The sequence below is a fragment of the Klebsiella sp. PK01 genome, assembly GCF_057624675.1.
Genome location: NZ_JBYEZM010000002.1, coordinates 90,933 through 104,781 on the forward strand (window position 1 = coordinate 90,933; position 13,849 = coordinate 104,781).

Annotated in this window: 19 protein-coding genes; 6 read left to right on the top strand and 13 right to left on the bottom strand. The window is 47.7% G+C overall.

Annotated features, from left to right (window positions below; all coding sequences use genetic code 11):
- Positions 1-25: 25 nt before the first annotated feature.
- The 5 genes from AC22LX_RS05565 to AC22LX_RS05585 all read right to left on the bottom strand — a co-directional run bounded on the left by AC22LX_RS05565 (position 26) and on the right by AC22LX_RS05585 (position 2,841).
- Positions 26-628: a hypothetical protein gene (locus tag AC22LX_RS05565; RefSeq protein WP_166479891.1), complete on the bottom strand. Its 603-nt coding sequence runs from the start codon at positions 626-628 to the stop codon at positions 26-28.
- 13 nt (positions 629-641) lie between these two features.
- On the bottom strand, positions 642-1,673 hold the full coding sequence (locus tag AC22LX_RS05570; protein WP_487333816.1) for a DUF968 domain-containing protein: 1,032 nt from the start codon (positions 1,671-1,673) through the stop codon (positions 642-644).
- On the bottom strand, positions 1,673-1,876 hold the full coding sequence (locus AC22LX_RS05575; RefSeq protein ID WP_487333817.1) for a hypothetical protein: 204 nt from the start codon (positions 1,874-1,876) through the stop codon (positions 1,673-1,675). The genes AC22LX_RS05570 and AC22LX_RS05575 overlap by 1 nt, the downstream gene beginning before the upstream one ends.
- Positions 1,873-2,265 (bottom strand): LexA family protein, encoded by a 393-nt coding sequence (locus AC22LX_RS05580; RefSeq protein WP_487333818.1) that lies wholly within the window; start codon positions 2,263-2,265, stop codon positions 1,873-1,875. The genes AC22LX_RS05575 and AC22LX_RS05580 overlap by 4 nt, the downstream gene beginning before the upstream one ends.
- A gap of 342 nt (positions 2,266-2,607) precedes the next feature.
- Positions 2,608-2,841: a DinI family protein gene (locus AC22LX_RS05585; RefSeq protein WP_487333819.1), complete on the bottom strand. Its 234-nt coding sequence runs from the start codon at positions 2,839-2,841 to the stop codon at positions 2,608-2,610.
- 700 nt (positions 2,842-3,541) lie between these two features.
- Between AC22LX_RS05585 and AC22LX_RS05590 the strand changes: the two genes are divergently transcribed.
- A complete protein-coding gene (locus AC22LX_RS05590) occupies positions 3,542-4,069 on the top strand; it encodes a hypothetical protein (protein WP_487333820.1) in 528 nt (175 codons plus the stop codon).
- A gap of 409 nt (positions 4,070-4,478) precedes the next feature.
- On the opposite strand, the gene AC22LX_RS05595 is transcribed toward AC22LX_RS05590, so the two are convergent.
- The 7 genes from AC22LX_RS05595 to AC22LX_RS05625 all read right to left on the bottom strand — a co-directional run bounded on the left by AC22LX_RS05595 (position 4,479) and on the right by AC22LX_RS05625 (position 8,665).
- Positions 4,479-5,393, bottom strand: a complete 915-nt coding sequence (locus tag AC22LX_RS05595) for an FRG domain-containing protein (protein WP_487333821.1) — start codon at positions 5,391-5,393, stop codon at positions 4,479-4,481.
- Between the two features lie 539 nt (positions 5,394-5,932).
- Positions 5,933-6,085, bottom strand: coding sequence for a hypothetical protein (locus AC22LX_RS05600; protein ID WP_487333822.1), 153 nt, complete (start codon positions 6,083-6,085; stop codon positions 5,933-5,935).
- Positions 6,082-6,381 carry a MarR family transcriptional regulator gene (locus tag AC22LX_RS05605; protein WP_487333823.1) on the bottom strand — a complete coding sequence of 100 codons (300 nt, stop codon included), beginning with the start codon at positions 6,379-6,381 and terminating at the stop codon, positions 6,082-6,084. The genes AC22LX_RS05600 and AC22LX_RS05605 overlap by 4 nt, the downstream gene beginning before the upstream one ends.
- Before the next feature lie 13 nt (positions 6,382-6,394).
- Positions 6,395-6,940 (bottom strand): replication protein P, encoded by a 546-nt coding sequence (locus tag AC22LX_RS05610; protein ID WP_487333824.1) that lies wholly within the window; start codon positions 6,938-6,940, stop codon positions 6,395-6,397.
- Positions 6,852-7,835: a DnaT-like ssDNA-binding domain-containing protein gene (locus AC22LX_RS05615; protein ID WP_487333825.1), complete on the bottom strand. Its 984-nt coding sequence runs from the start codon at positions 7,833-7,835 to the stop codon at positions 6,852-6,854. The genes AC22LX_RS05610 and AC22LX_RS05615 overlap by 89 nt, the downstream gene beginning before the upstream one ends.
- Before the next feature lie 51 nt (positions 7,836-7,886).
- Positions 7,887-8,441, bottom strand: a complete 555-nt coding sequence (locus AC22LX_RS05620) for a toxin YdaT family protein (RefSeq protein ID WP_117032123.1) — start codon at positions 8,439-8,441, stop codon at positions 7,887-7,889.
- A 2-nt stretch (positions 8,442-8,443) separates the two neighbouring features.
- Positions 8,444-8,665: a YdaS family helix-turn-helix protein gene (locus tag AC22LX_RS05625; protein ID WP_487333826.1), complete on the bottom strand. Its 222-nt coding sequence runs from the start codon at positions 8,663-8,665 to the stop codon at positions 8,444-8,446.
- Between the two features lie 131 nt (positions 8,666-8,796).
- Between AC22LX_RS05625 and AC22LX_RS05630 the strand changes: the two genes are divergently transcribed.
- On the top strand, positions 8,797-9,207 hold the full coding sequence (locus tag AC22LX_RS05630) for a helix-turn-helix domain-containing protein (protein WP_042897099.1): 411 nt from the start codon (positions 8,797-8,799) through the stop codon (positions 9,205-9,207).
- Positions 9,208-9,703: 496 nt separating this feature from the next.
- On the opposite strand, the gene ymfI is transcribed toward AC22LX_RS05630, so the two are convergent.
- Positions 9,704-10,045, bottom strand: coding sequence for a YmfI family phage protein (gene ymfI, locus AC22LX_RS05635; protein WP_221012581.1), 342 nt, complete (start codon positions 10,043-10,045; stop codon positions 9,704-9,706).
- Positions 10,046-10,424: 379 nt separating this feature from the next.
- On the opposite strand from ymfI, the gene AC22LX_RS05640 reads away from it, so the two are divergent.
- The 4 genes from AC22LX_RS05640 (at position 10,425) to AC22LX_RS05655 (ending at position 13,805) form a co-directional block, all read left to right on the top strand.
- The gene (locus tag AC22LX_RS05640) at positions 10,425-10,547 is read left to right on the top strand and encodes a hypothetical protein (protein ID WP_259393463.1); all 123 of its coding nucleotides are present in this window, start codon (positions 10,425-10,427) and stop codon (positions 10,545-10,547) included.
- The gene (locus tag AC22LX_RS05645) at positions 10,544-10,738 is read left to right on the top strand and encodes a DUF1482 family protein (protein WP_487333827.1); all 195 of its coding nucleotides are present in this window, start codon (positions 10,544-10,546) and stop codon (positions 10,736-10,738) included. The genes AC22LX_RS05640 and AC22LX_RS05645 overlap by 4 nt, the downstream gene beginning before the upstream one ends.
- Positions 10,739-10,907: 169 nt before the next feature.
- On the top strand, positions 10,908-11,204 hold the full coding sequence (locus AC22LX_RS05650) for a hypothetical protein (RefSeq protein WP_032708427.1): 297 nt from the start codon (positions 10,908-10,910) through the stop codon (positions 11,202-11,204).
- Between the two features lie 141 nt (positions 11,205-11,345).
- Positions 11,346-13,805 (top strand): 3'-5' exonuclease, encoded by a 2,460-nt coding sequence (locus AC22LX_RS05655; protein WP_487333828.1) that lies wholly within the window; start codon positions 11,346-11,348, stop codon positions 13,803-13,805.
- The last annotated feature ends 44 nt before the right edge of the window (positions 13,806-13,849 follow it).

The following is a 13,849-nucleotide window of genomic DNA, read 5'->3' on the forward strand; positions in this document are numbered from 1 at the left end:
TGAGATGAATTTATAGCACTTTTTGCTAATTCCCATGAATTTCACGCCAGACCGAAAGAAAGACTTTTGCTCTGAATATTTCCAGACACCAGCGCATTCGCTTTCTGGCTTCGCTGTCCGTCAGCCACGGTGCCACCAGCTGTAGCTCACGGGTAATATCAGAGATTTTTTTACGTGTGGTGTAATAGTTAACCCCCACCAGATAAACCGGATCATCAGTCTCAAATGCAGACAGCACGCACTTTTCCATAAATGTTACGTCATCCTCACGCATAGCTGAGTCTATCGCGCTGGTGGTAGGCTGAGGCCATAAAATAGCGTGTGCCCGGTTTAATGCCTGCTGCCCCCGGAACCCTTCACTCCTGGCTTGCTCAATCGCCGCTGTAAAACGCTCCATTGCTTTATCCGACCATCGCTCTGCCCTGAGGCCGCGCCAGCATGAATGACCTGTCGGTTTACGTGGTGAAGGACTTCCCCGCATGCCCTCCCCCCAGACTGTAAGCAGTGATTTAATCCATGGCGACTGAATGCCGCTCAAAGGGGTGAACCGACCTAACCAGCTTTTGCGCGGGGCTGCGGCTACGGTTTGTAATCCTGCGTTGTACTGTCGGCGTTGACGCGGTGTCATCATGTTCTTCTCCTTACGCCAGAACGCCGAGTGCATAGGCCCGGTCCAGCAACTTAATAATCAATTCCGGCTGAGTGCCGTACTCACGCTCGAAAGCAACTGGATCGTGATGAAGCGTCCGGTGATGCTTACGGCAAAGAGGGATCGTAAAAATATCGTGTGCCTTGGTACCAACGCCGCCCTGCCCCCATCCTATAAGGTGATGCGCATCGTCGGCAGACTGACCGCAGCACATACATGGCTGAGTCTTTACCCAGGAAATAAAACCATCTGACACCCAGCGGATCCGTTTAGGTCTGGTGAATAAAGTGGCTGGCGCCACGGGATCAACAACCACTGGCACCTCTGGTTTTATCGGGGCTGGTGGTTCAGGATGCCTGGCAACCTTAGCAACAAGCGGGGAAAGAATGCTGGTGGCCGGCACCGATGGGACGATTTCGCTTTCTTTGTAGACTGACTGGAAAACCTCTTCTTTAAGCCGGAGGGAACGGCGCGCCATCTCTTCTGTGATTTCGTCCCCTATTCCAACGCTGACAGCCCACCAGCACAATTCAGCAAGTGACAGGGAGCGTTCGGGGTCAAATCCCAGTGCGATACGGGCAGCATCGATTACCAAATCTGCGTTATTGATACCTACCAGCCTATCAAGGGTTTGATCGGTCTGGTACTTCAGCTCGTTATCACAATGCCAGCATGCGACGATTGCCCCGGTTGAATGCCGGAACGTTACCAGTTCTGAATGGTGATAATCAGAATGTGGCCACTGGCAATGCTTGACCCTCTGAAGCAACCAGGATTCGAGACCATTCACCCCGCCAGCAGCCCTCACCACTCGCTCTTTCATAAAGAATGGGCGAATTTCGGGATCATCTCGTAAAGGTTGCCCGGCGTCAGGAATGCGCCCGCTTGGGAGAGCCTTCATTTTTTCTGGCAGAGTCTCCACCAGCACGCGCCCACCACTGAATAAAGACATCAACTCTTTACCGGGTTTAAGCAACACAATTCCCAGGTGCCGGGCAACATCAACATTTAATAATGCGCGCATCACTCCCTCCACATTTTTTGTGTGTAGGTTCTGTTAACGCGCGGTGGCTTGCTGGATTCCGGCAACAGCACACGGAGTTCCCATGAGATAAAGTCGCTCGACAGGCTTTTCTCAACCGGACAATTCTTTTTCCGGTAGCGTTCCTCCAGCTCCAGAGCCTGAGACTCTGAAAGTTGTTCATGGAGAAACCAGCTTTTCTTCATGGCCGGTCCTCGTACACTCGGAGGAACTCCAGCGCCCGATCACGCGCCCCAGGTTCGTCAGCGATAATTTCTTGCAGCAGCTGCACGGCAAGTACCGGTTCCTTTCTTCCGACGACAGAAATCCCACGGGAAACACCGCGAGATAGTTTTATGAAGTTTTTTTTATGTAACGCACGAAGGTGCAAAGCGACAGCATTCGGTGAGCTAACGCCGAGAAGCCCGGCCAGTTCCCGAACGGTCGGCGGGTAGCCATGCTGATTGATATATACCACCAGCAGATCAAAAACTTCCTGCTGTCGTGGTGTCAGGTTGTGGAATGAAGAAAGACCGGCACCATCAACATGATCGCCAGCCTGTTCCGCATCAGATATTAATTTTGTTTGCGCCATGGTTTCTCTCCGTGACGCAGCAGGTATAGGTTGTTCAGGCCTATGACGGGAGTGTAACAGAGCCCGGAGGAATCTGGTAACCCCCTCCGGCCTTTGCTCTTTCAATCATCTGCGAAAACAGCGAGAGAGTCCCCACGATCTCATCGGGCTGCAGAGGCATAAACGATACAGTATCACCGCAACGGTACATTAAAGCGCGCTCACATACGGGAAAAGAGGTGAGACGGGCAACAATTACCCCGTCATCGCATCTGATTACTACATAGCCGGTGTTCGGCATTTGTTGTTTTTTAGCCACAGCAAAATCCTCAAAATAAACCAGGTCAGCCACTGGACCTCTACTCAATAGAACCAGTCGTCAGCACTTTCCCAGGTATCCTGAAGGATTTGCTCCACCCGCTTTTTGTCCCCATCCATCCCACCAAACACACTCAGACCATCAGTACCGGTTCGGCGAATGATCAAACTGCACTTGTTAAAGTTTTGGTCAAGCCTCCGCAGTAGCTCTTTCTCTAATGCCGGGACAGCGCCCTCTGGTAGCTTTTTGCGACGATCAATTGTGATTTCCACTTTCATAATTAGCTCCTTACGCAAATACTGTATAAATAAACAGTAAACCTGTTAGGTGAAATGTTCAAGCCCTTGATGTCACTTTTTGTTAATCACATGCCCATGTTTAACTTGAAGTTTTCCCCAAAAAAAACAAAACCCGCCGTAGCGGGTCGGGATTCAATCACAGGATTTGGGTCTTCCTCGACGTAATTTTCTCGGTTGATCGGGAACGTTAAAATCCCCTTCACGTCCACATCATCCAGGGCGTCCCACCGATCGCTTCACTATCTGAAGTATTGAGTGCGCGATCTCGGACAATACCAAACTGACTTACTCATCAGGACAGAACGAGTATGTGGTCAACTTGTTCAGGGTGACGTGAATTATCAATTATAATGAACATCCTAGGCGCTCTAAATACATGCCGCCGAAGACGACCATACGAAAGTAACGCTTCGCCCAACTTTTGATTTTGATCCAATCTTCAGCAAAAACACCTCTTCCCCCATCCCATCTTCGCCTCCCCTCAAATGCAGCGCAACAAAAGATCAGAGTAACACACTGATTATTAAGAAAAATAAAAGATCAATGCAAATTCAAACGAATCAGCGCCGCGCATTCAATCCAGTAAAATCAAACTAATTAACGATACTCACAAATCAATAGTTGATTGTCTATTGCGAACGATGTATTTTACACTTTATTGATTAAGAGGGGGTGGCACATGCCGGAAGATATTTATAGCTATGAGAGATTCGAAGAGTTTCTACAACGGCTACCTCAGTTGAACATCGTTACTGAAGCGACAGCTAGGAATCTTAAGGAGTCAGCCCTAAGATTGTTAGCAACCTACACACCTGATTTTGATGAAGATATCAGAGATTTGGATGTAGATGAGGCAATAAGGCAATACTGTGAGTCCTCAGGGGTGGATGTTTCAAATTCAACGTTACATTCGTACAAGAGTCGCCTGGCGTCAGCAATTGAGAAATTTATTGAGTTCCAAAATACTCAGGATGCCAAAGTTGACGATGTTAACAATGAGAAGTCAAAGCCAAAGCGCCGGAGAAGAATGCCTAAACAACCAGTCCCTGTATCGGCAACAACTCCCGAACCGATAAAAACTTTTGATCTTCCAATTCCCGTGCGGGACGGAATGATTATTACAGTTGGAAAATTACCGATGGACTTAACTATTGATGAAGCTGAAAGAATTGCAACGATTATTAAATCGTTCGCAGTAAGGCAATAAAAAAGCCCTGCTACCAACAGGGCTTAGTCGGGCGGGAGCGCTACCAACGCTTCCTTGGTATGGAGGTTACACCCACCGATACACACCCAAGTGTTACGAGCTAGAGTGTATCGGTTCTCCCCACAAGAAACAACCCTGACAGGTGTACAGGGGTGTGACAGGAGAATGCACAATGGCCACCACTACGTGTCCGAAATGTGGAAACACCTGCCCGGTCGATTTTAGACCATACATTCATGATAGACATGGCAACATTATCTATCCGAAGAAGGCTCGTGTATTTCCAATCCCGCGCTGCAATTGTGGACGGGTGTAAATGAAAGAACCCGGCCATACGGCCGGGTTCTTTATTTAACTCCCATCTTCCACAACCAGAATATCTGGAAAAAATAATGGCACTATCTAAGTATTAAAGTAAACCACTTCCACTCAAACCCTGACGCCTGCTCCCGTACAAATCTGTTATGAATTTTGCTGATTTATCAATTTCAGGAAAAAGAGTCCTCTCATTAATGCCTAAAAGGTTAAGCTCATCTCTTATTGAGGCTTTATCGGCTTCATCTATCCAAATTCTATCCTGTCGTAAACGATCACCGGATGTAGATGCATCAATATTTACACCCCAAAGCATAAACGCTCCGGCCTGAGCAATTATTCGCTTGTTAGACATTTTGGGTTTGACATAAACCGGACGTAATAAATCGTCAGGGTTTACAACCTTTCTGAAATGAGCCTTCTCCATCCCAATATGAAAAACCAAGATGTCGACGATAGACTCCTTATTAAATTCGGTTATAGATGAGGTATTTACGGCACAATAGGCTAGCTCCTCTTTCTGCTTTTTGGTCAGATTCGCAATGTTAGCCATGCAACTAACTCTATCACTATCATAATAACGCTGCCGGTCTTTTGGCACTAAAAAAGCCTGGACTGCACCATGATACTCCTCATTACCATTACTCATTTCTGTTGCAAACCAGAGTGCTACGAGAGGATTCGTCGTTACATCCAAAAGCCTTGTGGGCAAACCAAAATGTTGCATTCTGACCAATCGATCAAACATAGTTTTATCAGATTCAAACTCACCAGGATGCAATGAAACAATATCCCTGACAGCAAAGTTTTCGCTACTAAGAATATCATTATCATCACGTAAAAGTTTAGGTACAGAATACCATCCATAATGCCTCTGTCCGCGGAAAGCGGTTGGTGGATAACCATCAAGCCGCCAATTGACAACATGATGGACAAAATCAGACACTGATGTAATCTGTAGTGAAGGGCGAGGCCTTTTTTTCTTTAATTTCAATTTAACATCTAACATTATAAGCCCTCAAGTTTATTTCTGATACACAGTAAAATTTAACTCAACAATGTTTAGTAAACGCGCTAGAAGCAGTAATAACGACGTCGACATTTTCGCATTCTTCCTAGTTCTTAGTTAGAATGATACACTTTGTCATAAAAATTTCGCTGATATAGCGAGACTTTTATGACCTTATTGCTAAATTTTTTTACTCTAATATTTTATAGTATACAGATGCCCTCGATAATGCTCCCGCACCCTGTCAAAACCTCATAGTTACTGTTCTCTCAGTCAAGCGTTTATGACAATATGCTTCCAGCCCTTACTGCTAAATCCAACTCAATATCTTCTACTACTTCGGTTTCATCAAGCCTCACGGAATACAGCATGTTAATAATATCCTATACGATTCAACAAAAGTGCTTACACCTAATCACGTGTTAATATTCTGCAGAATCCTCAGTGTGCATCTGCAAGTGCCTCATTTGACCACCTGTAGAGCAGTTGGTAACAACTTCTAGTACGTTCGAGCAGAACATTTTCCTTCCTGCCAATAGCTAACCTTTTTTCACAGTCTTGTGAACCTTCTCCAACGCTTCTACCAGCACATCAAGGTCCTCTAGCTTTACAAAAAGAACATCGTGGCCAAGCTCTTTAGCATGGGCTGTGCGGCGCTTGATGCTAGTAATCAGTCTGTTGATATCGGTCATGCTGCTCGCTCCTCACATTTCTTACGATGCGCCTGTAGCAACTGTTCAAATCTCATTCGCATAGGATTACCGCAGCCAAACGGCATATCGTTAACTCTCCACGTAGGGGAACCATCTTTAGTGCCCGTCCGGACAATTCGTCCGGTCCCCGCCAGCTGCTTAACCTGTCCACTGACAGAACTGCCACTACGCCCCATTGCTTCGGCTATTTCGCCGGACGTCATATCCGGGTTGGCCCTGAGGAACTCAAAGGCGGTTAATTCATTGCGATATCTGGATTTGATTTTTTTGGTCATGGTCAAAACTCGTTTATCTGGTTAAACCTGCCGCTTTGCGGCGTTTGTACTCTTCCATCAGAAGCTGTGCTGGTGTTGGCCCTGCCGGATGTCGCGGCGCTTCAAGCTGTCGGCGAATCGGTGGGATCGAGAATCCATTAGCCAGATGCTTCGTCCACTTCGTGAGTAATTTTTCTGCCAGTTTTTTTAGTTCCCCCTCTGTGAGGTTTCGCTCAACTCCAGTTCTGCGCATCTCAACGCAGATGTGATACAGCACGTCCTGTTTCCAGGGGTATCTGTCGCTGCCCGAAAAGCGATAAGACTCATTGCGCCAGCGCTTGTATTCAGCCATCACAGCTTCGGATGTCAGGTTGAATGGGTTGGCTCCACTCGCCGAAACCAGCGCTACGAATTCAGCCAGATCCGGTGGCCATGTGTTACCCGCGGCGCAGCGCTCCATGCACTGACGGCAGACCAGGGTAATCTGGGCATCACTCATCGATCCAATCTGGGCAATCCACATATCCGATGGCGCCGCCCCGTTCTTCTGGGTCCATCGGTTCGAGAATATCTCCCCCATGACCGTCCATAGCCGCCATGCCGTATCCGCCGCCAGCAAGTCCGCGTTGCTTCTCCCAGAGCTCTCTGGCTTCCTGAATTTGCTGAACTGCCCGGGATGCGGTGTTAACTGATTGAATTCTTGCATTGCCGTTACCTCCGGTTGCTGGTTGTGGTTTGGATTTGGCTCTGGCACTTATCACGCTGCGGGCAAATTTCTGCTCCCACTGAACCTGAGTGAATACTTTCCCTTCGGATTTCCAGTACGCGGTGAACTCTGCCAGCTCTGTCGGCAGGTATGCCGGTTCGGGAAGCGCTATTCCCCAGGTAGCAGCCAGTCTCGGCCAGTCCTGTGACGGCAGCCAAAGGTCGTGCATAGTGAATTTCCCGATCGGAATATCCAGATCTTGCAAATACTGAGGTTCCTGAAAAACATTTCCCTTGTGCGCGTAGAGAGTGGGGTTTGATCCTTTTCCCTTCCCTTCCATTCCTTTTCCGTCAGTGAGTCCTCCATGAGGATTCACTGAGTCCTCATGGAGGACTCCTTGATTAGGAGCTCTCTTTTCTTCCTTTCCTGCCTTAGCCTCAGTGAATTCTGGCGGAAGAGGTATTTTTGAGGCCGAAGGCCTGTTTATTTTTTGATGCTTAAGGAAACCTTTAATCTGCAAATAGCAGACATCATTCACTGAATACTCAGTGAGTAATCCATGAGTAATCAGTTCCTGTATTAGTGGTTCGCAATCGAGCGCATCCGCAGGGAAGATTTGCATCTTCAACCGTTTTGGCGAACGCTCAAGGCATCCCATATCGTTGGCGAAGTTGAACAACCCGATAAACAGGAGACGCGCTGGAATTGAACATTCCACCACCTTCTCATCTGTCCAGAATTCAGGTTTAACTGTTCTGATGCGGGCCATCTGAAACCTCTTATTAACCAGCTGGTGCTGGTGGTCATTGTCAAAACTCGATTAGAAAAATTGCGGCGCTACGGCGCTGATGCTCGCCAGTAGTGGTCCCGCCGCATCTGCAGGGAGCATGTTAAAAAGTGCAATTGCAGCTTCCCGTATTTCACGCTCTAGTTTCTGCAGAGGTGCGCCAAGCAACTTGGCCTGGTGCGCTTCGCTGCATTCTTTGATTGCATTGGCCACCAGCTCGGTTTCAGTTAAGCCACTTTTTAGGCCATGTTTGCGCGCGATCTCTATCGGCATTGCATCAGCGATCGCCGTCGAAAGCTGGATGACATAACTGGTGTACTTCTCTGAACCGCCCTCGTTTTTCAGGTAGCGATACAGATTCTGTTTATTGACGCTGATTCCGCGCCCGTTTTGTTTCTCCCACTGTTCGGCCACCAGCTGCGCGACGTGGTCTTGCGCACGTCCAGGTAATGAGGACTCCCATTCCTGAACGGCGGTATAAATGGCCCTACACTTATTGCGATCGCGGCGCATCGGTAAATACTGATTTTCTGTTTTCAGCTGCATACCTTTCACCAGGGTATGATTTTCAAAAGAGATGGTTTGCATGGTTACTCCTTTGGAAGTCCATCAGCAGGGTTCGGATAAAGATCTGGGCGCAATTCGTGTGGTGTTACCTTCCAGTCGACAGCTTTGCTCACCTTGATCACTAGCTCTCCTGGTATTTTATTTTTGAACCACCCATTAACTGTTTGGGCTCTCCTTTTCATACGACGGCCGAGCTCGGCTTGGCTGCAGATGTTCAAGAGCTTTTTTTGGGTTGATATCTTCATCGGTTGATCTCATTGGTTGTCGATGGAAGACAATAAAACAAATTTAATCGATATCGTCAAATTATTTCGATAGTTAGACCTACAGAAAAAATCTGTATAATCAGTTGTAACTTTATGAATTGGATGAAGAGATGAACTTCGGAAAGAGATTGCAAAGGGCTATAAAAGATCTCGATATATCTCAATCTGAGCTAGCCCGCAGGTTGGGAGTTAAGGCTCAGTCGGTAAGCGGCTGGTGTAACTCTGATATTCTACCTAGATCTGAAATCTTAAATCTTCTGCCGGCAGCTACTGGTTATCCGCTTTCATGGTTTTTTATGGAAGATGGCGAAGTATCTCAAGATAAGGATCCGTGGGAGACAAACGTTCAAATCAAGCCGTCTTCTGAACTCCAAGCAAGGTTGCTTAATGCGTTTGAACAGTTACCAACTGATGATGAAAAAGAGAGAATTATCAGCCTTATAGACATGCGTCTTGAAGAACTTGATAATTTCGCAAAGGCCTATCTACAAAAAAGAAACCTGATTCCCCCTACTAAATAAACCCTTCTATCTCCTTCCACATTTCGTGGGTCATGAATTGACCTGCTGGTTTTTTTCACCCCTAGCTATCAATTTAATTTGACGCATATCGATTACTTCGATAATAATACACCCATCGCAACACGTCATCGAGGCAGGAAGCCCACGAAGTAGCTGCCGGCGGCATACGAAACACCGGATGAGATGACGGCAACATTAATCGCAGCAGGTTTAAACGTTCCGCTACCCGGCGATAAGGGTCAACTAAACGAGGTGCGAGATGGACAGCCAGGAATTGAAACACGTGATAGCTCTTCTGCTTGAAGATTCAAAGCGCTTGCAGGAGTTAGAGCCAAACGCAGGTACAGAGGCCCGTGTTTTATTAGCAAAGCAGGCGTTGAAGACTGGCGAGACACAAAGCCCTACCCGAACCAATTTCATGACTCACACGATCACTCCCCTGCCGTGCAAAGGAAATGGTGTGAGCCGTGTTTATCACGAAACGATGGTTAAGGCTTTAAGAATCGAGCTTGAGAGGCTTAGGAGTCAGATCAGGATAAACGAAATCGTTGCCAACTAAGGCAGCAGATGGAAGTAAACATGCACTTTGTTCAAATTTACAGACAAAGATATTTGCATTAACACCAGCGCTATTAGCAATTGCAAATGTTTGATCAACGATTTGCTGGCAGTTCATTGTGCTTTTGAGGATGTATCCTTCCGGAGCCAGTCTGCAGCAGCTTTCGTCAGACTCTTTGATTGTCTTCTGGTACAGAAAGGTAAGCATAATTTCTTCAAATTTTTTAGCTTGTTCGGCTGTGGCTTCAAATAATCGAACGTGAACATAAAACTGGTTCATTTAAGTTTCCCTTGCTGGCTGTGTGAGAACTCCAGCATACCACCGAGCCTGAAGTGGTGAAAAGACAGTCACAGGTAACAGGCTTTGCAATGTGGTGAATGCGGCTATGCGCACGCGGCACAGTTAAAAAGGTAAGCATGGGCGGTTTCCATGTTGCGGGAAAAAGCAGGTCGGCAGCAGTTGTTAACTGGCTGATGTCACCGGGAGGCACCCGGCACCGCATCGCAAAGCCTGATTAATGGTTAATCAGCAAGTAGCGTTAGCCGCGACAAGGCTGAGGCTGGAATGAGTAAGAACGGTATTCGCTCTCTGGTCATTTCGTTAATTATCGGCCTTTTGTTCTGGGTCGCAGTATTTATCACACTCAAGGAGTTAATCCATGATCGATTTCAAACGCAAGCCAGCGCGCCAGCAGGCCATCCGCCTGAGCTGGTTCGAGACAAGAGTTCGCCAGCTTTGCTACCTGTTAGCCCAGAAAGGAAACCCTGAGGCTAAAGCATGAATACGCTGTTTGCCCTTGTCATCAGCGTGTGCGCCCTGACCGGCGAGTGCTCTAATGTCCTGATAGGCGTGTATCCATGTGAGACCAGTTGTAACAGCGATGCTGAGGCCCAGAAGGTAAAAGGCACATGCCAGCCATACAAAAAGGCATTGAAGACGGCTGACGACCAACAGCCAGCAGTAAGTTTCTGATTCGGGTTTTGATAATGAGCACTGGCAGATGCCGGCCTAAAGCCTGGTATACCGGGCTTTGTGATGGTACATCCGCCATCGTAACCAAACAGGAGGCGAGGCCTGTTCTGGTTAAATTGGAAAAGTTGACTTTGCCCGCCCCGCGGCGGGCCCTTTTTCCGGAGGTTTTATGTCAGCTAACGAACTGGCATTGAAATTTAGTACTGCTCCAGCTGAGCAGCTCATCGGCGTTCTGACCGTTCACGAAGTGAAAGAGGCACTTCACGATGAAGTGGAGGAAGAGGTGCAGAGTGAAGTTTGGATGGAACATAACTTTGCTATGGAAGCCGCTGAAGAGGTTACAGATGCCTTTGCTACAGCGATGAAGCTGGCGCTGACGCAACCCGCAAAGGTGGCTAAAGCTACATTACGCAAAGCGCTAAAGGATTATCCGGGTTATGGCTCGGAACCAAAGAGCGGCCCATAAAGCACAAAACCCGCGCAAGGCGGGTTAAGTACCCCGGTTAGCCGACCAAAGCTTCCCGGATTCGAGTTTTGACAATGACCACTACCCAGAGGGAGCTTTCACAGTCCCGGGTATCTTACAGCCTTAAGGAACCCAAACGCAATGAACAACTACGCGTATCTCATTAAAGCAAAGGCAAAGGCCACCGAAGCGAAAAACCTATTCTGCTGGTTCTCTGCAAAATCTGATTCCCGCGCCGAACGCCGGATCCTGGACATTCTGGAAGACGCTGAGATTAATGTTGGCCGCGGCGCCAACCATCAGCTGCCTATCCGCACCAACTGGCTCATCGTTGATGACCTACCGGAAGAAGGTGTGCTGGATGACACCTGGTGTGATCGCTATGAACTGGCAGAAGACGGGCTGACATGGCAAAAAATCGTTGCGCCGGCGGCCGCTGAACCTCAGGCGGACAACGAACCGGAAAACAACACTTCTACTGATAGCGATGAAGAGGACTATTCGGCCAATGAAGATGCCCTGTTCAACCTGGCCGAAATGTCCTTCCGCACGCAGCTGCTTGCCCAGTACATGGCTGACGATCGCCACGTGTATCACATTAGCATTCCACATCGTGACCGCCTTTCCTTAATGGAAATGGATACAGAGAATCACGCTGTACAGAATCTGATCCTGGCTGCTGAAAATGTTCCGGAAATTAAGAAATACGATATGCCTGGACTGTGGAAATTCACTAGTGCATTCAAAACCGTGTTCCCTGAAGGAAAGCGCTATGAGCTTGGTAAACAGGTTCAGTTTGCCAAATTATGGTTTGAGACGGCGCACATTGACCGCGGGATCCTAACTAAAGAATGGGCTGCAGGTAATAGTATTTCAGCCGTTAATCGCACTCCCTCCGGCGCGAATGCCGGCGGCGGTAATGTAACAGACCGGAAAACACCGCTGACCAGAACGGGGCTGGCCTACGAAATCGCAGCTGGCCTGCTCGCCCGTGTTAACGAGTTCGATATCTATAACCCACCATTCAAAACCGAATGCGCCATTAACGCCATAATGAACGACTGTGACAACCTGGAGTTCACGGCGACCGTGAAGTTATTCGAGGAAATGCCGGGCGGCATGGATTATTCCCGCGCCTGCAATATTGCGACGGTTAAAACAACACCAGAAGGTTTGTGGAAAGATCCGGTGAAGCATCGCGAATATCTGAACCGTGTCATGACTGAAGCAGACCACGCTCACCCGGACGAACTTATTGTTGATATCGCCTGCGGCCGTTCCTCGATGCCTATGCCAATGCGTAAAGTTGAAGAACCTGACAATAGTGATGCAGATAAGATGACCGGCGCGAATGATCAGGCCGATGATACGCCGGCGCGCGAACTTGAAATCAGGCCTCAGGTAGAACTGGCTATTTCCGGTAAAACTGCAGTAATGGATCTGTCAGAAGCAAGTGAACTGCTTAACCTTTTAGAAATCGAACGGGATAATTTTATCAAATCCCTTTCATTCGACCTTTATTTTATGGAGGTAGGTGGTCTCTCCATTTCCGATGACGAAATTCATCACCTCACATTACAGGCACTGCATAAGTGGATTAAGGTTCCGGCCAGACGTGTGCGAATGCTTGAAGAAGCACTGGCGAACATCCGCACATCAAACGCAATGCCTGAAAACCCGGAGCAAGATGATCTGCAGGACAAAACAAATCAGATATTAGCTGCTAACCGTGGCGAATATATCGAAGGCATCAGCGATCCTAACGACGGCAAATGGGTTACAGAAGATCTAACCAAAACTAATTCTAACGCAGAGGCCACCAGCGATGTGCAGATGGAAGAGAATTTCGGTAATGAAACCGAAGTTAATAATGAAATTTCTGAAAGCGAAACAGCAGTTGAGACAGGTACAGGAAATGCTGACATTGGTAGCGAAACAACTACCGTAAATATTGAATCCGGTCATCATAATGATGTTGAAGAATTACCAGCAGATAATATTCACGTCATGGTTGACCTTGAAACCTTGGGGAATAAACAAGACGCCCCTATCGTCGCTATCGGCGCAGTTGTGTTTGATCCGGCAACAGGCTCAATCGGAGAATGTTTCTACAAAGTCGTAAGCCTGGAATCCTCAGTGAGTTGGGGAGCCAAAATGGATCCATCAACCGTAATCTGGTGGCTTAAGCAGTCCTCTGAAGCGCGCTCGGCAATCGTGAATGATGATGCTATCCCGCTACATGATGCCCTGCTCCAGTTCGGTGAATTCATTTTTGAAAATATCCCGGGCGGTCGCAAAAAAGCACAGGTCTGGGGAAATGGCGCATCTTTCGATAATTGTATTCTGCGTTCTTCATTTGATTTCATCGCTGAAGAATACCCATGGGAATACTGGAATGATCGCGATGTTCGAACAATTGTAGAACTCGGCAAAGCAATTGGAATTGACCCGAAGAAAACCATTCCATTTGAGGGAGAGCGGCACAACGCCCTTGCCGATGCCATCCACCAGGCCCGGTATGTTTCTGCAATCTGGCAGCGTCTCATTGAGGGAAATCAAGTCTGGAAGAAATTGACGGCGCCAGTACACGTAGCAATTTAACTGATATTTAAAAATCAGATTATCCACCGCCACAGAATTATAGT